Below are 15,718 nucleotides of genomic sequence, written 5' to 3' on the forward strand. Positions count from 1 at the left end.
TTTAAATACTTATGTAGATTCGTATTACATTCTTGCTTCAATCATTAATCGTTTCATATCGCGTACGGCTTTATCGAGTCCATCTATCGCTGCACGAGCAATAATAGCGTGGCCAATATTTAACTCATAAATCTCAGGCATTGCGGCAATGGGTTTAACGTTATGGTAATGAAGACCATGGCCAGCGTTAACAATCAAACCTAAGCTTGCTGCGTATTTAACACCTTCACGAATATGCTCTAACTCTTTGTGTAAATCAGTATCATTTGTTGCATCAGCATATGCGCCTGTGTGTATTTCTACATAAGGAGCACCACATTCTTTAGCTGCATCTAATTGTGCTTTATCTGCATCAATAAATAGCGATACTTTAATACCCACGTCGGTAAGCGTTTTTGTTGCGGCTTTAATTTTATCTATATTACCCGCTACATCTAAGCCGCCCTCGGTGGTTAACTCTTCGCGCTTTTCAGGTACTAAACACACGTACTCGGGTTTTACTTCAAGCGCTATCTGTATCATTTCATCGGTAACAGCGGTTTCAAGATTCATGCGAGTTTGGATAGTTTTAGCCATCACATAAACGTCGCGATCTTGAATATGGCGTCTGTCTTCACGTAAGTGAATCGTAATACCGTCTGCGCCTGCATGCTCTGCTACACTGGCTGCATGGGCTGGATCTGGGTAACTTGTTCCACGCGCTTGACGAAGTGTTGCAATATGATCTACGTTTACACCCAAAAGAATATCTTTCATTTTCTTACCTGTAAAATTACGTTTATTGAGAGGCCATAAATAGCTCACGGCTTTTTAATGGTTTACTACCTAATAAGGGTTTTAATAAATAGCGACTTAATTGCTTTGCCATATATAGCACATCACTTTGGCTAAAGTCATGATTTGCTATGGCGTTGAGTTGTTTGCCACTAAATCCAGAACGCGTATCTTCTTGTACTAAAAAACCAAGTTCGGGGAAATAACTATACGTCTGCTTTTCATCTATTGGTTCACCACTGGCATCAAAACTAAAATCCACGCCATAACCGAGTAATTCCAATAATTGAAATTCGTACGAGCGAAGCACTTCTTGTAAATTGGCTCCGCTGTTTAGGTTTCCTAGGTGGGATTTATATAGCTCAAATACTTGTTCAATTGGCTCATTAACAGGAACGATGCGGTTAGTCAGTTCGTTCAAATAAAAACCACAATAAAGCTCATCACCTTTTAAAAAGTGCGGGTTACCATGCAGTTCAAACTTATTGATATATTTTAAATCGTACTTGCCACTGTAATTAACAAGGAGTGCCTGGAACGGCTGAAGTTGTGCTTTATGTTTAGTGGCCTGGCGACCACTAATTCGGGCCAGCATTCTTAACTGACCAACGCCTTCTACAAGCATATCTAACATTACCTGGGAGTCACTATACGGACGCCTATGTAATAAATACGCGGTGTAGAAGTCGCTATCCATTCACTAAGCTACTGCTTGGTTTAGTCTTCACTGTAACCTAAGCTTCTTAGTGCACGTTCATCATCAGCCCAACCCGACTTAACTTTAACCCAAAGCTCTAAAAATACTTTGTTATCAAGCATTTCTTCTATGTCTTTACGAGCTTCACGGCCAATGGTTTTTAGCTTTTCGCCTTTATTACCAATAACCATGCGTTTTTGTGTTTCGCGCTCAACAAGAATTAACCCATTGATGTGCCAAATACCGTTGTCTTGCCATTTAAACTGCTCAATTTCAACAGTCACAGAATACGGTAGTTCTTCACCCATAAAACGCATTAGCTTTTCACGGATAACTTCAGCTGCCATAAAGCGCATCGAACGGTCAGTTACATAATCTTCAGGAAAGTAAAATTCGCAAGGAGGTAAGCGTTTAGTTACTTCTGCTTTGATTAAATCAACGTTTTTACCTTGCGTTGCTGATACTGGCATAATTCCAACAAAATCAAACTTGTCACTTAACCACTTCATATGAGGCAATACAAGATCACGGTCTTTAACTTGGTCAATTTTATTAATAACTAATAATACAGGCTTACCACTTTGCGATACTTTATTAAGTACCATATCGTCATCTGCATTCCAATGAGTGCCTTCAACGACAAAAATAATAAGCTCTACATCGCCGATAGAACTAGACGCTGCTCGATTCATTAAACGGTTAATAGCACGCTTTTCTTCAACGTGTAGACCCGGTGTATCTATGTATACTGCTTGGTGTTTATCTACAGTATGAATACCCATAATACGATGACGTGTAGTTTGTGGTTTACGTGAGGTAATACTCACTTTTTGCTCAATAATCTCATTAAGCAAAGTCGATTTACCTACGTTTGGTCGACCGACAATCGCCACCATTCCACAAAATGTATCTACATCACGTTCATGAGGCTGTATTAAGGTATCAAGGTTCATTTTTAAGTATCTTCAATGCTTTTTCGGCAGCTTTTTGTTCGGCCTTACGGCGCGAACTACCAACAGAAATTATGCTATCCATTCCATCAACAATACATTCAACCGTGAATGTTTGATTGTGTGCTTGGCCTTTAGTATCAACTACTGTGTAGCCCGGTAACGATAATTTACGGGCTTGCAAATACTCTTGCAGCAGGGTTTTAGGATCTTTCTGGTTAAGCCCTGGTGAAATAGCATCCAAGCGTGATTGGTACCACGCCAATATAAGATCGCCACAACTGTCGATACCTGAATCTAAAAATGCAGCGCCTATAATAGCTTCTACTGCATCAGCAAGCGTTGACTCGCGACGAAAACCGCCACTTTTAAGCTCGCCCGGCCCTAAGCGTAAATAATCGCCTAAACCAAATTCAAGACCAAACTCGGCAAGTGTTTGACCACGCACAAGTGTTGAACGCATGCGGCTTAAATCGCCTTCACGCGCTTTAGGAAATTTGGCATAAAGTGCATTGGCAATCACAAAGCTTAAAATCGAGTCGCCTAAAAATTCTAGTCGCTCATTATGTTGACCTTTGTGGCTGCGGTGCGTCATTGCTTGTTCAAGTAAACCTTGATCAGCGAATTCATAGCCAATTTTTTTATATAATTCTGTTACATTTTTTTTCATCGTTACTGAATATTACCTAGGCGTTCAAAGCGAACACCAGTTGGAACCCATCCTGGTAAAATATCATCAGGGCCATTCTCAAATTCAAAACTCATCCATATAAAGACAGCTTTACCCACCAAGTTTTCTTTTGGTACAAAGCCCCAAAAGCGACCATCTTGGCTGTTGTCGCGGTTATCACCCATCATAAAATAATGTTCAGCAGGAACAGTCCATTCATCAGAAGGCGTGCCCGGTTGCTGATAGTAACGCCCTTTTCTTTCAGGCGCTTGTGGGTTGATTAATATATCATGCGTAACTGTTGTTAAATTTTCATTAACACGAGCTAGAGGCATTGGGCCTTGTTTAAATTCGTTATCATTAATTAGTTTAAAATCAATTTTATTGAATTCATTACATAAAAGCTCACCCTGTTGGGTTTCGCCTTCTTTACAGTTTGGCTGAATATATAAACGTTTATCACGATAAACAATTTTATCGCCTGGTAAACCAATCGTACGTTTAATATAGTCAACACTTTCATCTAAAGGGTATTTAAAAACAACAATATCACCACGCTCTGGCTCACCTACGTCAACTAACTGAGTACGCCAAACTGGGTCTTTTATTCCATATGAATACTTTTGTACTAAAATAAAGTCACCCACTAACAGTGTAGGCATCATTGAACCAGATGGAATTTGAAACGGTTCAAAAATAAATGATCTAAAAATAGTAATTGCTGCAATCATCGGGAAAATCGACTTTGCGGTTTCCGTTATTACTGGCTCTGGTGCAATTAATGCCGCAGTTTCTTCATCTAACGGAGCTCCAGCAGACGTTTGCGCTATCGCTAAGCGCTCCTGTCTTTTAGGTGCATACATTAAGTGATCTATTAACCATATTAAGCCTGAGCCTAAGGTTAATAGCACCAATAAAACTGAAAAATAACCAGCCATTTATAATCCTTTGTTTTTATTTACCAACTTTTAAAATAGCTAAAAACGCTTCTTGAGGCACTTCAACATTACCTACTTGCTTCATACGTTTTTTACCATCTTTTTGCTTTTTAAGTAGCTTTTTCTTACGACTCACATCGCCACCGTAACACTTAGCAATTACGTTTTTACGTAACTGTTTTACCGTAGTACGTGCAATAACGTGTTGCCCAATAGCTGCTTGAATCGCAATATCAAACATTTGACGAGGAATAAGCTCTTTTAATGCATCAGCTAATTGACGACCACGAGACTGTGCACCATCGCGGTGAACAATAATCGCAAGTGCGTCAACACGCTCACTATTGATTAAAATATCAACACGCACCATATCTGATGTTTGGAAGTGTTTAAAGTTATAATCAAGCGATGCAAAACCACGGCTTGTTGATTTTAATTTATCAAAAAAGTCCATTACCACTTCAGCCATAGGTAGCTCATACGTAACAGCTACTTGCTTTCCGTGATAGGTCATTTTTGTTTGGCTACCGCGTTTTTCAATACACAAAGTAATAACATTACCTAAGTATTCTTGTGGTACCAAAATATTAGCTTCAACAATCGGCTCACGAATTTCTAAAATATCGTTTACTGCAGGTAAGTCAGACGGGTTATCAATCTGGAATGTACCTTCTTTAGTAACTATCTCATAGATTACCGTAGGTGCCGTTGTAATTAAATCAATATCGTATTCACGCTCTAAACGCTCTTGAATGATTTCCATGTGTAGCATACCTAAAAAGCCACAGCGGAAACCAAAACCTAATGCAGTTGAATTCTCTGGTTCAAAGAATAACGACGCATCGTTTAAGCTTAGTTTATTAAGCGCATCACGGAATGATTCATACTCATCTGATGCAATTGGGAACATGCCTGCATAAACCTGAGGCTTAATTTTTTGAAAACCAGGTAAACGAAGTGGAGCCGCATTTTTTTGATGAGTTATAGTATCGCCTACTGGAGCACCATGTATCTCTTTGATGCCAGCAATAACAAACCCTACTTCACCGGTTCTTAAAATACCGGTGTTAGTTTGCTTAGGCGTAAATACACCCACTTGGTCGGCAGTATGTATATGCTCGTTCGACATTATTTTTATTTTATCGCCAGTACGTAATTCACCGTGCTTAATACGCACTAGTGATACAACGCCTTGGTATGGGTCAAACCAAGAATCGATAATAAGTGCTTGTAGAGGTCCATCTGTATCGCCTACTGGCGGCGGAACATCTCTAACAATCATTTCAAGAACTTCGGCAATACCTACACCCGTTTTAGCGCTACATTGCACTGCATCAAGGGCATCAATACCAATAATTTCTTCAATTTCTTCTGCAACGCGCAAAGGATCCGCTTGCGGTAAATCGATTTTGTTAAGTACTGGAATTACTTCTAATTCCATTTCAATAGCAGTGTAACAGTTAGCTAATGTTTGTGCTTCAACGCCTTGGCCTGCATCAACAACGAGTAGTGCACCTTCACATGCAGCTAAAGAACGCGATACTTCATACGTAAAATCAACGTGTCCTGGAGTATCAATGAAATTAAGTTGATAAGTTTCGCCATCGTTCGCTTTGTAATTCAACGTTACACTTTGCGCTTTAATGGTAATACCACGTTCGCGCTCAATATCCATTGAATCCAAAACTTGTTTTTGCATTTCACGGTCGGTTAAACCGCCACAAACTTGGATCAAACGATCTGAAAGGGTCGATTTACCATGGTCAATATGGGCGATGATCGAAAAATTACGGATATGCTTCATAAACTGGATTCTATACTTCTATTTTAATGGACTAAATATGAATACCTAAGTGACTTGAAAATACTTGCTGTAGGATGCCATAAGCTCAGTTTGTAAATTACAAACATCACCAATGCTTTTTAATATTGATTAAAACCATTTTATTTATTGAATAACAATAAGTTAAATTTATTTAACTTATATAATTCAGCTAGATAAAATAATTTAAAAAACCACTATTCCCTGTATTTCCAAGTTACTTTGGTATAAAACGGCAATTTTACATTTAATTGGCGTCAATCACCATCTATTTGAGTTAAAGGGATACTAATTGGGTGAATTTTTATAACTTTTATATCGTGCTTTAGCGATTTCACGCGAGTTTTAGCTATAAAGAAACCAGTAACACCACCTAAAGCTGCAGCTAAAATTTGCCAACCTTCACAAGCCATAAATAATTGCGCTGCAATCAGTGCAAAAACCAGACTTAAAAGCAGTGGCAGTATGTATACCGCAAATGCATGCTTAACGACGTGACTATCATCAAGTGACAAGGTTACCTTTTGTCCTACTTCAACAGAGGATTCAAATTTATAAGGGAAGGTTTTTTTTGCAGTGCCAAACAGCTTACCAAACACTTGTGAGCCGCAACGACCATTGCAGCCTTCACAAGCTTGTTTTTGTTGTGCTTCTAAATGAGCAATGTGGCCATCGAGGGCCACAACAGTGAGGGTTTGTTCAATCATAACAATCCTTACGAATCGTTTATAATGCGCGGGTAACTGACTCAGCAATCGCTTTTGCGGTCATACTCGGTACATTACCAACAACCGATACATCAAAATTACCGCCATTATGCACATATACTGTCGTTGCACCAGAGGTTAGTGCACCACTTAAACGCTTACCCGGCAATGGACGCTGAATAAATACCGAAATTTCAACAAAACCATCAGAGAACAAGTAATAGTCTGTTAATTCGTTATTTAAATCGAGCTTATGTCTGTCTGATTTTAGTAATTCAAAGCCATCCGGTAACCAACTAATTTGCCAGTTAGTAGCTGTACTGTCTTCGTTTATAAGTGCATCGTTTGGTAAAGGCGTTGGAAAGTTTCGATTGAGCACTTCAAGTAACATACCTGCTGGCTGCTCTGTCACACTAATGTGAGTAAGCTGTAACTGCTCTAAGGCCTCACCTTCATGGTTAACGTACGCGGCTTTTAGTAATAACGACGACTCCATATCCAGCCAAATCCAATAATTATATTTATACTCGTCTTTAGATTCTATGCGAACTAGTTGTGCAGCACGCCCTGCAATACGACCTTTACCGCCTAGTACAAAATCATAGTGCGCGCTTAAGCGATCTATATCTTTAAAAAGTACTTCAGGGATTGGACCCGCTATTGAATCTGTTTTTAGGGAGTATGGTTCTGACTGAGGTTCAAAATAAGTAACTTGGTTGTCAATACGGACCATTTCAAGCCCAGCACCGTTAAGTAAACTTAAATGCTCAAGTTCTGTATCACCTTGTAAAGCATGCACCCATCGGTAGGGTTCCATTGTTTTACCTTTGACAACCACAAACGAAGCGTCAAAATTACGGGTGTGAACGGCATTAGCCATTTTTAGTAATAAATCTTTGGCAGGATTTGTGTCGTTGGCAAATGCATTAAAGCTTACTACCAACGACAGAACAAAAGTGATTACTTTCATTTAATTAGTTTTTTTCCTCAGACGCTTTGGTATTAGTTTGCGCTGTTTCTAAAGAATTCGCAACTCGTGCTTGGCGTTGATGCTCAAGAACTAATGCACCAATGCGTTGTTGCTGTAATTCACGTAAACCTTGCTCTGCATTTTCAAGCGCAGGCTCAGATGAGTAACTTACTGGCGATGCCATACCTGTCAGCGGTGTGGTTTGTAGTAATGGAATTTCGCTTTGTTGCTCGTTGTTACTTTGAGGAAGCGTATTAACTCCCACAATAGCAAACATTGCCACACTGGCTGCAATTGCTAGTTGAGCAACGGGTTTGCGCCAATTAAAAGCCACTACTTTATTATCTTGTACCGTCTCAGTGATTGCTTGAGGCTGTGTTTTTGACTGACTAAAGTCAGCATAAACAGGCTCGCTTTCAAGTGCTAATGCAACGCGATCGCTAATATCAATATGTATGTCGTTATTATTTTTTTGAGCACGCATCGCATCACCAATTAACGCATAACGGCCAAACGTAGTTACATCTTGCTCTGCAATTTTTGCATCAGTCAGATGTTGCTCGCCATCAAGTAATGCCGATAACGCTTCGTTATCTAACTTGTTAAGGTGTGCTTTTGTCATACTAAGACTCGCCTATTAATGGGTTTAATTTGTTATCTATTGCTTCACGGGCACGAAATATACGCGAACGCACAGTCCCGACCGGGCAATCCATTACCACTGCTATTTCTTCATAGCTCATCCCTTCGATTTCTCTAAGGGTGATTGCGGTTTTAAGATCTTCAGGCAAACTATCAATCGTATTAAAAATAACAGCGCGTACTTCTTCGCTTAAAAGTAGGTTTTCAGGAGATGCATTAGATCGCATTGAATCTGCACAATCATAAAACTCGGCATCTTCAGCGTCTATATCATTTGCTGGCGGCTTACGCCCCTGGGCTACTAAGTAATTTTTAGCACAATTAACGGCAATACGGTATAACCACGTGTAAAAGGCGCTGTCACCTCTAAAGTTTGGAAGTGCACGGTAAGCTTTAATAAAAGCCTCTTGTGCTACATCAGCAATATCGCCTTGGTTTGATACATAACGTGAGATCAAACCTGCAATTTTGTTTTGATACTTCTTTACTAATAGGTTGAAGGCGTTTTTATCTCCTTGCTGGACCCTTTTTACTAGCACTAAATCTAATTCCTGCTCGCTCATTCGAGCCGGTACTCCTATGTCTGATTTTTGCTTGTTATTCATATTGTCGTCATTGTTCACAAATACTCTGACCTCTTTATGAATAAAAAGTTCTGCTTAATATTATTTTTTTATAAAATAGATGATAAATAACGGCGCTAAGCCTTTAAAATCACTACGTAGTAGTATGACAAATATGGTACAACTACAGATATTAAAAACAAATATTGCTCTATACGAGCATTGTAACCGCAAAGTACCTCTGACATGAACCAAAATAAACATCACATTGCAGATGTCGCTATTATAGGTAGCGGCGCAGCAGGCTTATCACTTGCATTATCTCTAGCTAATTATTGTAACGTTACCGTGATCAGTAAAGGAGCGCTTACAGAAGGTTCTACTTTGTATGCTCAAGGTGGTATAGCAGCTGTATTTGATAAACAAAACGACAGCATAGAATCTCATGTTGAAGATACACTCGATGCGGGCGGCGGTTTATGCGACAGAGACGCTGTTCATTATACTGCCAGCAATGCTCACGATTGCCTACAGTGGTTAATCGACCAAGGTGTTCCCTTTGATATGGAGTTTGATAGCAAAGGAAAAGAGCGTTTTCATTTAACACGTGAAGGCGGTCACAGCCATCGTCGTATTTTGCATGCAGCCGATGCTACTGGCAAAGCTGTGCAAACCACGCTTATTAGCCAAGTTAAAATTCATAAGAATATAACGCTCTTAGAGCAATACAATGCTATTGATTTAATTACAGATAAAAGCGCCGGAAAAACAGGATCACACATTGAAGGTATGTATGTGTGGAACAAAAAAGCTAAAAAGGTAGAAACCATTTCAGCTAAATTTGTTGCTCTTGCCACTGGTGGCGCAAGCAAAGTGTATTTGTATACATCTAATCCAGATGTATCAAGTGGTGATGGCATTGCAATGGCATGGCGCGCAGGCTGTAAAGTTGCCAATATGGAATTTAATCAATTTCATCCAACGAGCCTTTATCATCCAGAGCTACAAAACTTTTTAATTACAGAAGCTATGCGCGGTGAAGGAGCTTATTTAAAACGACCTGATGGCACTCGTTTTATGAAAGATTTTGACAGTCGTGAAGAACTTGCTCCACGCGATATAGTGGCACGCGCAATCGATTTTGAAATGAAGCGTTTAGGTGCTAATTGTGTTTATTTAGATATTAGCCACAAAGATAAAGACTTTATTATTGAGCACTTTCCTACTATTTACGCAAAATGCCTAAGTGTAGGGCTTGATATAACAAAAGAAGCAATCCCAGTTGTACCTGCTGCGCATTACACTTGTGGTGGCGTAATGACCGACTTTAACGGTAAAACAGATCTCGATAACTTGTATGCTGTTGGCGAAGTCGCTTACACAGGCCTACATGGTGCAAACCGTATGGCAAGTAATTCATTATTGGAATGTATTGTATTTGCCCACGCTGCAGCTAAAGATATTTTAAGTAAAATTGAACATGCACCAGAGCCAATGGCTCTACCTCATTGGGATGAAAGCCGTGTTAGTAACTCTGATGAAGAAATTGTTATTACCCATAACTGGCATGAACTACGTTTATTTATGTGGGATTATGTAGGTATTGTACGCTCTACTAAACGCTTAGAACGTGCACTGCATAGGGTTGAGTTGCTGCAGCAAGAAATACATGATTATTATGCAAACTTTAGAGTAAGTAATAACTTGCTTGAGCTTCGTAACTTAGTACAAGTGTCAGAACTCATTATTAGAAGTGCAATGGAGCGAAAAGAAAGCAGAGGCCTACATTATACTATTGATTACCCTGAGCAAAATAAAAATCCAACACCGACTATTTTGACTCCAAAACGCAATTAACCGCGCTTAAAGTAGCGCGTTTTAGACGCGCATAGCTTTGTTCATTAACACCATTGGCTGAAATTATAAGCCAATGGTTGTTACTAAAACCTTTAATATGTAGCCATATATTATTGCCATAAAAACGGCTTTTTTTACTAATTTCACCCTGAATTTTTAAGCCCTCTCCCTCAAACCTAAATAGGTTGGGTTCTAGTATTATAACGCCATGATTTGGATGAATTGCCAACACTTTTTGCCACACTAAAAAGCCAGCTAATATATTAATTATCAAACAAAAAAGCATAGCTAGTAGAGAATCTAAAAATAAACATAATATTAAAATGAGCATGCAAAAAAAGACCACAATAGGTTTGTGGTCAGCTCTATTATTAGTAACTGTAAACCTATACACGAACTCGGTCTAAGATCAGCGAAACCATACCATTTAACTGCTCATCTTTACATTCTTGATGACCCATAAACCATGCAAATAAGTCAGGGTCTTCTTCTGTTAGCAAACGCTGAAAAATAGCCTGTTGCTCTGCGCTCAAAGAGTCGTATGCTTCTTCAACAAACGGCATAAACAAAACATCAAGCTCTAACATGCCACGACGGCAAGCCCAACGAATACGTGCTTTACTATGAATTTCAACCATTTTAAACCTCATACTTAATTGACTCGAGTTTAACAAACACAAGCCTATTTAGCAGCTATTAATCTCTCATTAAAGAATAAACCCGCACCAATAAGCGCTTGTCTGTACCATACGTAACAACTGCGTTATTATGTCACTTCATTTATATTGCAAAGAAGGTTTTTATGTCGAGCGTTTATGCATGTCCGTTATCTCATCAACTTATTAGCCTCTGCGGTGCTGATAAATTATCTTATTTACACGGGCAAATCACTCAAGATCTAAATAAATTAACCAGCAGTAATTATTTGTGGGCTGGCCATTGCAGCGCTAAAGGTAAACTTTGGGGCGTATTTAAATTATTTTCTTATCAAGACAGCTACTACCTTACAGGCAGCGAAAACGAAGTAGAAAAATCGTTAGCTGAGCTAAAAAAGTATGCCGTATTTGCAAAAGTTGACATTAGTGCATGTTCAAAGCGATTAATTGGTCTCATTGGTGATGATTTATCGGATGTACTCGCACAACTTGATATTAACTTTGAAGGTGATGCGAGCGCGTGTGACTTTGAAAGCGGTAAAGCACTAAAATTAGCTGATAACCGTGTTTTATTGATGGTCGATAGCCAGTTTAGTATGCCTGATGACGTATCTACACTTGATAACGAAGCTCCTTGGCAACAAGCATCTATGCTTGCAGGTGAACCTCAGTTAAGTGCAGATGCAATTGGCGAGTATGTTCCTCAAATGGTAAACCTACATGCTATTGACGGTATAAGCTTTAAAAAAGGGTGTTATACCGGTCAAGAAACTGTGGCTCGCATGAAGTACCTAGGTAAAAATAAGCGTGCAATGTATATAGTCTCAGGTCAAAGCGAAGGGATACTTTCAGAGCCCGATTTAGAAACCCAATTAGGCGAAAATTGGCGCCGTGCCGGTAAACTTATTGCACAAAGCTTTAATGAACAAACAAATAAATTAACAGGCCTCGTTGTGTTGCCAAACGATACTGATGTAACTCAGGTACTTCGTGCAAAACACACACCTCAGGTGGAGCTAAGCATTCTGCCTCTACCCTACTCTCTTGAAGATGAATAAATAGGAATGACTATGATCGTTGCGGCAAACAAAGTGGTAAAAATGCATTATTCGGTAATGGATAATGATGGCAATAGCATTGATAACTCGTTCGGTGGTGAGCCACTACACTTTATCATTGGCACAGGCTACTTAATTTCAGGCCTAGAAAATGCTTTGCAAGGTAAACAACCAGGCGACACACTTAGCGTAAAAGTTGAACCTGATGAAGGTTATGGCGAACGCCACGATAACCTAATGCAAGCTGTACCTAAGTCGATGTTTGAAGGTATGGAAATTGAAGTCGGCATGCAATTTCGTGCATCAACAGATGATGGTGACCAATCAGTAATGATCATCGATATCCAAGATGAAGAAGTTATTGTAGATGGTAACAACCCACTTGCAGGCATAACACTTAACTTTGATGTAGAAATACTAGAAGTACGTGATGCAACCGAAGAAGAACTCACTCATGGTCATGTACATGGTGAAGGTGGGTGTGGTCACGACCACTAATACACTGTTAAACCAAGTAAAAAAGCGCCTAGGGCGCTTTTTTTATATCATATTGTTGCGCTTAACCGTTTCAGTTTTTGCCTTACTAGGCAGCGCGATTGATACATTATTTTCTTTTAGAGCGGCTAGTAAACCTTTTTGATCGTTTGTGCCAACTCGATATAAAGTGCCATCTTTAAGCGTTAGCTGTATTGCACTAAAGCCAGATACTGTATACACCCAACCATCGTGAGTAATTCGCATACCAATACCGTGCCTGTAAGAGTTTTGAACTGCCTTAGCTTCTATTACTTCGCCAAGCTCAATGCTTTGCCCTGCAACGCCAGGACCAAACGCCCAGCTAATTTTTTTATCATCTACTTTTACTGTTAGACCATGGAACAAAAAGCCCACCAGCACTAAAATCCCAGCAAATATCATTAAAGGTCCATCAGCGCCTAACAAGTTCCATGCAAGCGCTACAAAACCGCCTATCCACGCTAATACAAAAAAGATAAACACCGCATACTGTTTATGCTGATACATAATATTCTCTAAATTAAATAAATACTTAAAAGCTGTACACCAATGTAGCACTCAGCTCCGAGTCAAACTTGAGTTTATCATCTTCGGGTTTTGAATTATAACGATACATGTAGGCAAATTTAAGCGATACGGCACCAATCACTTGACTAATAAGCGCCGTTTCCGATTTTAAGCGAGAATTAAGCCCTGAAAGCGACTGCTCTATACTCACATCTTGATTAAAACGAGTACGCTTGGAAACCAAACGTTCCCACTGCATTGCAACACGTACTAAATAACCAGTTTTATTAACTTCATCTTCGCTCACATCCGAATCTTCATCGGCTACTGAACGGTACAAACCAGGTCCTATATCAATGTCTACTTTGTTTTTAGAGCCTTGATATACACGCGCACCATAGCCTGTCGCCACCGTACTTTTGAAATCAAGTCCACTAAATTCATCTTCTTCGTAATCACCGTAAATAAAAAATGAGGAGTTTTTAACACCTACTTTATAGTTACCTTGTGCTGAAACGAAGATACGGTTTGCAGTGACATCTGTTTCATCTGTTTCATCATTATGATCACGCTTGTAAAGGGAGTCTATTTTGAATTGATTCCGCCAATTTTCAAAGTCTTGATATAAATTCCCTTTGAGCTTAAAGCTAGTTGAATTGGTATTCCCTTTGCTTAGAATAAAGCCAAATTCAGTGTCACCGTAGAACATGTCACCTTGATGTAACTCATGAATTTCTTCCTCAGAGAGCTTGCCATATTCATGAAAATCCTCAAAGGGATCAACCGCCCAACAAGGGCTACTAATCATCACAAGAATTAAAAATAAATACTTAAGCACAGCACTCTCTCTGATACACAGTTACAAAAACAAGTAAAATATATTTACTCTGTTTCTTTCCATAAGATATGACAAAACGGAGCATCTTTATCAAGGCTAATCAAAATCTTAGCAAACAAAACATCATCATTTTCGAATTCTAAACCAACCAACACCTGAATAAAATGCTCTGGCTCTATCTCAAGGGCTACAAAGTCTTGCCACTGTTCATCTGGCTCGTCTTCTTCAATGAAGCCTAGGTCTTCTCTAAACTCATTAAAGTCTTCAACATCTTTTTCACTCAAGTTATTTGGCGCTAACTCTAAAAAAATATCATAAGCTTGGTGAGTAGCTTCTTCTACCGTATATAAACGTGGACCCGACATATGTGCTTAACCTTAAGCTTTTAAGTTGCGCTATATTATCAAATATCATCATCATTTTGATAAAAAAAAGCTTAAAACACTGACTTTTTTGTAACCGAGTCATGCTTTATTCAGTATATAACTAAAACGACGAGCAAAACTAAACTAATCTACTGAATATAAAGATTAATTTTTATTTTTTGGTTGAAAATAACAACGTGAAATATTTTTATCATCTTAGGTTCTAATTGTTTAGCTTTTTATCATCTAAAACCAATCCTTTAAGACTACGGCTTTAGCAATAAATTCCATTTATTTAAAAAATACCGTAACTTTACTTAATTCTTATAACAACATAAGCTCAATAAACAGGTCAGAGGAGTGTGTAATGATAAAACTAGAAAAACAAAATGGCATTGCAACCGTCACGCTTAGCAGAGCAAAAAAACAAAATGCATTAAGCTTTGAAATGTTTGTAGAGCTACATAAAGCCATTAAAAATATAAAAAGAGATCGCAGTATTCGTGCTGTGGTAATAAAAGGCGATGGCGAGCATTTTTGTGCAGGTCTTGATATATCCGCAGTAATGGCTACACCAATGAACATAGCAAAATTATTGTTTAAGTGGTTACCTGGTAATCAAAATTTAGCGCAAAAAGCAGTATTAGGCTGGCAGTCACTGAGTGTGCCCGTTATTGCACAAATTGATGGCAACTGTTTAGGGGGTGGTTTGCAAATAGCTTTAGGGGCAGATTACAGGATTGTTCATATTGATGCCAAACTTGCCATTATGGAAGCGCGTTGGGGATTGTGCCCCGATATGGGAGCGAATGTAATGATGAGCAGTTTAGTTAAGCGCGACCAAGCACTTTGGCTTGCAAGCCACGCAAACCAAATCACAGCACAACAAGCAAATGAGCTAGGTTTGGTTACTCAGCTTACCGATGATACTCAGCAAGCAACGCAAAACATGCTCGATACATTACTTGAGCGTTCACCAGATACGCTTGCTGCTATTAAACGTGTTACACAACTTAGCTATAAACCAAACCAACGAAAAATACTCGCTAAAGAAACCTTCAGCCAAATTCGCTTATTGCTAAACCCAAACACTAAAAAAGCAATTGCTAAAGCAAAAGGAAAAGCGGATATAACCTACGCAAATATAAAGCACTGGTAGGCTATTGCACAATGCATAAAAGAGTTTGA

The 15,718-nt window shown here is 39.0% G+C and carries 19 protein-coding genes; 4 read left to right on the forward strand and 15 right to left on the reverse strand.

Going from position 1 to position 15,718, the window contains the following annotated elements; translation table 11 throughout:
* Positions 1–24 precede the first annotated feature (24 nt).
* From pdxJ to rpoE, 10 genes are all read right to left on the reverse strand, one after another.
* Positions 25–756, reverse strand: coding sequence for a pyridoxine 5'-phosphate synthase (gene pdxJ / locus I6F40_RS04270; protein WP_010553212.1), 732 nt, complete (start codon positions 754–756; stop codon positions 25–27).
* A gap of 22 nt (positions 757–778) precedes the next feature.
* Positions 779–1,471, reverse strand: a complete 693-nt coding sequence (gene recO / locus I6F40_RS04275; RefSeq protein WP_007581733.1) for a DNA repair protein RecO — start codon at positions 1,469–1,471, stop codon at positions 779–781.
* Between the two features lie 20 nt (positions 1,472–1,491).
* The gene (era, locus tag I6F40_RS04280) at positions 1,492–2,424 is read right to left on the reverse strand and encodes a GTPase Era (protein ID WP_007581730.1); all 933 of its coding nucleotides are present in this window, start codon (positions 2,422–2,424) and stop codon (positions 1,492–1,494) included.
* Entirely contained in the window at positions 2,414–3,091 is a 678-nt protein-coding gene (rnc, locus tag I6F40_RS04285) for a ribonuclease III (protein ID WP_024598752.1), read from the reverse strand. Before rnc ends, era begins: the two co-directional genes overlap by 11 nt.
* Before the next feature lie 2 nt (positions 3,092–3,093).
* On the reverse strand, positions 3,094–4,029 hold the full coding sequence (gene lepB / locus I6F40_RS04290) for a signal peptidase I (RefSeq protein ID WP_166377267.1): 936 nt from the start codon (positions 4,027–4,029) through the stop codon (positions 3,094–3,096).
* Between the two features lie 16 nt (positions 4,030–4,045).
* The gene (lepA, locus tag I6F40_RS04295; RefSeq protein WP_007581724.1) at positions 4,046–5,833 is read right to left on the reverse strand and encodes a translation elongation factor 4; all 1,788 of its coding nucleotides are present in this window, start codon (positions 5,831–5,833) and stop codon (positions 4,046–4,048) included.
* Between the two features lie 275 nt (positions 5,834–6,108).
* The gene (locus I6F40_RS04300; protein WP_166377269.1) at positions 6,109–6,558 is read right to left on the reverse strand and encodes a SoxR reducing system RseC family protein; all 450 of its coding nucleotides are present in this window, start codon (positions 6,556–6,558) and stop codon (positions 6,109–6,111) included.
* Positions 6,559–6,577: 19 nt separating this feature from the next.
* Positions 6,578–7,528 (reverse strand): MucB/RseB C-terminal domain-containing protein, encoded by a 951-nt coding sequence (locus tag I6F40_RS04305; RefSeq protein ID WP_007581719.1) that lies wholly within the window; start codon positions 7,526–7,528, stop codon positions 6,578–6,580.
* A gap of 4 nt (positions 7,529–7,532) precedes the next feature.
* Positions 7,533–8,150, reverse strand: coding sequence for a sigma-E factor negative regulatory protein (locus I6F40_RS04310; protein ID WP_007581717.1), 618 nt, complete (start codon positions 8,148–8,150; stop codon positions 7,533–7,535).
* 1 nt (position 8,151) lies between these two features.
* Positions 8,152–8,733: an RNA polymerase sigma factor RpoE gene (gene rpoE / locus I6F40_RS04315; RefSeq protein ID WP_002958721.1), complete on the reverse strand. Its 582-nt coding sequence runs from the start codon at positions 8,731–8,733 to the stop codon at positions 8,152–8,154.
* A 246-nt stretch (positions 8,734–8,979) separates the two neighbouring features.
* On the opposite strand from rpoE, the gene nadB reads away from it, so the two are divergent.
* Complete coding sequence (gene nadB, locus I6F40_RS04320; RefSeq protein WP_165734537.1) at positions 8,980–10,590, forward strand: L-aspartate oxidase; 1,611 nt, start codon at positions 8,980–8,982, stop codon at positions 10,588–10,590.
* Here nadB and I6F40_RS19655 read toward each other — a convergent pair.
* Together I6F40_RS19655 and I6F40_RS04325 are read right to left on the reverse strand one after the other, a co-directional pair.
* Positions 10,565–10,921, reverse strand: coding sequence for a hypothetical protein (locus tag I6F40_RS19655; protein ID WP_231609300.1), 357 nt, complete (start codon positions 10,919–10,921; stop codon positions 10,565–10,567). The two genes, nadB and I6F40_RS19655, sit on opposite strands and share 26 nt — an antisense overlap.
* A gap of 55 nt (positions 10,922–10,976) precedes the next feature.
* A complete protein-coding gene (locus I6F40_RS04325) occupies positions 10,977–11,228 on the reverse strand; it encodes an FAD assembly factor SdhE (protein WP_007581709.1) in 252 nt (83 codons plus the stop codon).
* A 164-nt stretch (positions 11,229–11,392) separates the two neighbouring features.
* On the opposite strand from I6F40_RS04325, the gene ygfZ reads away from it, so the two are divergent.
* Together ygfZ and I6F40_RS04335 are read left to right on the forward strand one after the other, a co-directional pair.
* Entirely contained in the window at positions 11,393–12,304 is a 912-nt protein-coding gene (gene ygfZ, locus I6F40_RS04330; RefSeq protein WP_010553210.1) for a CAF17-like 4Fe-4S cluster assembly/insertion protein YgfZ, read from the forward strand.
* 12 nt (positions 12,305–12,316) lie between these two features.
* Positions 12,317–12,802: an FKBP-type peptidyl-prolyl cis-trans isomerase gene (locus tag I6F40_RS04335; RefSeq protein ID WP_007581704.1), complete on the forward strand. Its 486-nt coding sequence runs from the start codon at positions 12,317–12,319 to the stop codon at positions 12,800–12,802.
* Positions 12,803–12,844: 42 nt separating this feature from the next.
* Here I6F40_RS04335 and I6F40_RS04340 read toward each other — a convergent pair whose 3' ends face one another.
* Genes I6F40_RS04340 through I6F40_RS04350 form a run of 3 tightly spaced genes read right to left on the reverse strand, consistent with a single transcriptional unit; the run spans position 12,845 to position 14,530 of the window.
* Positions 12,845–13,327, reverse strand: coding sequence for a hypothetical protein (locus I6F40_RS04340; RefSeq protein ID WP_166377273.1), 483 nt, complete (start codon positions 13,325–13,327; stop codon positions 12,845–12,847).
* 25 nt (positions 13,328–13,352) lie between these two features.
* Positions 13,353–14,165 carry a DUF481 domain-containing protein gene (locus tag I6F40_RS04345; protein ID WP_166377275.1) on the reverse strand — a complete coding sequence of 271 codons (813 nt, stop codon included), beginning with the start codon at positions 14,163–14,165 and terminating at the stop codon, positions 13,353–13,355.
* 44 nt (positions 14,166–14,209) lie between these two features.
* Positions 14,210–14,530, reverse strand: a complete 321-nt coding sequence (locus I6F40_RS04350; RefSeq protein WP_166377277.1) for an HI1450 family dsDNA-mimic protein — start codon at positions 14,528–14,530, stop codon at positions 14,210–14,212.
* 367 nt (positions 14,531–14,897) lie between these two features.
* Here I6F40_RS04350 and I6F40_RS04355 point away from each other — a divergent pair, with 367 nt between their 5' ends.
* Entirely contained in the window at positions 14,898–15,689 is a 792-nt protein-coding gene (locus I6F40_RS04355; protein WP_197192537.1) for a crotonase/enoyl-CoA hydratase family protein, read from the forward strand.
* Positions 15,690–15,718: the final 29 nt, after the last annotated feature.

This window comes from Pseudoalteromonas sp. SWXJ133 (genome assembly GCF_015864365.1).
Classification (GTDB): Bacteria; Pseudomonadota; Gammaproteobacteria; order Enterobacterales; family Alteromonadaceae; genus Pseudoalteromonas; species Pseudoalteromonas arctica.

Excerpts from the sequence above, each read along its gene's own strand:
- I6F40_RS04310 (WP_007581717.1), bottom strand. The coding sequence starts at position 8,150 with ATGACAAAAGCACACCTTAACAAGTTAGATAACGAAGCGTTATCGGCA.
- nadB (WP_165734537.1), top strand. The coding sequence starts at position 8,980 with ATGAACCAAAATAAACATCACATTGCAGATGTCGCTATTATAGGTAGC.
- I6F40_RS04325 (WP_007581709.1), bottom strand. The coding sequence starts at position 11,228 with ATGGTTGAAATTCATAGTAAAGCACGTATTCGTTGGGCTTGCCGTCGT.
- lepB (WP_166377267.1), bottom strand. The coding sequence starts at position 4,029 with ATGGCTGGTTATTTTTCAGTTTTATTGGTGCTATTAACCTTAGGCTCA.
- lepA (WP_007581724.1), bottom strand. The coding sequence starts at position 5,833 with ATGAAGCATATCCGTAATTTTTCGATCATCGCCCATATTGACCATGGT.
- era (WP_007581730.1), bottom strand. The coding sequence starts at position 2,424 with ATGAACCTTGATACCTTAATACAGCCTCATGAACGTGATGTAGATACA.
- I6F40_RS04335 (WP_007581704.1), top strand. The coding sequence starts at position 12,317 with ATGATCGTTGCGGCAAACAAAGTGGTAAAAATGCATTATTCGGTAATG.
- rnc (WP_024598752.1), bottom strand. The coding sequence starts at position 3,091 with ATGAAAAAAAATGTAACAGAATTATATAAAAAAATTGGCTATGAATTC.
- pdxJ (WP_010553212.1), bottom strand. The coding sequence starts at position 756 with ATGAAAGATATTCTTTTGGGTGTAAACGTAGATCATATTGCAACACTT.
- I6F40_RS19655 (WP_231609300.1), bottom strand. The coding sequence starts at position 10,921 with ATGCTCATTTTAATATTATGTTTATTTTTAGATTCTCTACTAGCTATG.
- I6F40_RS04340 (WP_166377273.1), bottom strand. The coding sequence starts at position 13,327 with ATGTATCAGCATAAACAGTATGCGGTGTTTATCTTTTTTGTATTAGCG.
- I6F40_RS04300 (WP_166377269.1), bottom strand. The coding sequence starts at position 6,558 with ATGATTGAACAAACCCTCACTGTTGTGGCCCTCGATGGCCACATTGCT.
- I6F40_RS04305 (WP_007581719.1), bottom strand. The coding sequence starts at position 7,528 with ATGAAAGTAATCACTTTTGTTCTGTCGTTGGTAGTAAGCTTTAATGCA.
- ygfZ (WP_010553210.1), top strand. The coding sequence starts at position 11,393 with ATGTCGAGCGTTTATGCATGTCCGTTATCTCATCAACTTATTAGCCTC.
- I6F40_RS04355 (WP_197192537.1), top strand. The coding sequence starts at position 14,898 with ATGATAAAACTAGAAAAACAAAATGGCATTGCAACCGTCACGCTTAGC.
- recO (WP_007581733.1), bottom strand. The coding sequence starts at position 1,471 with ATGGATAGCGACTTCTACACCGCGTATTTATTACATAGGCGTCCGTAT.
- I6F40_RS04350 (WP_166377277.1), bottom strand. The coding sequence starts at position 14,530 with ATGTCGGGTCCACGTTTATATACGGTAGAAGAAGCTACTCACCAAGCT.
- rpoE (WP_002958721.1), bottom strand. The coding sequence starts at position 8,733 with ATGAGCGAGCAGGAATTAGATTTAGTGCTAGTAAAAAGGGTCCAGCAA.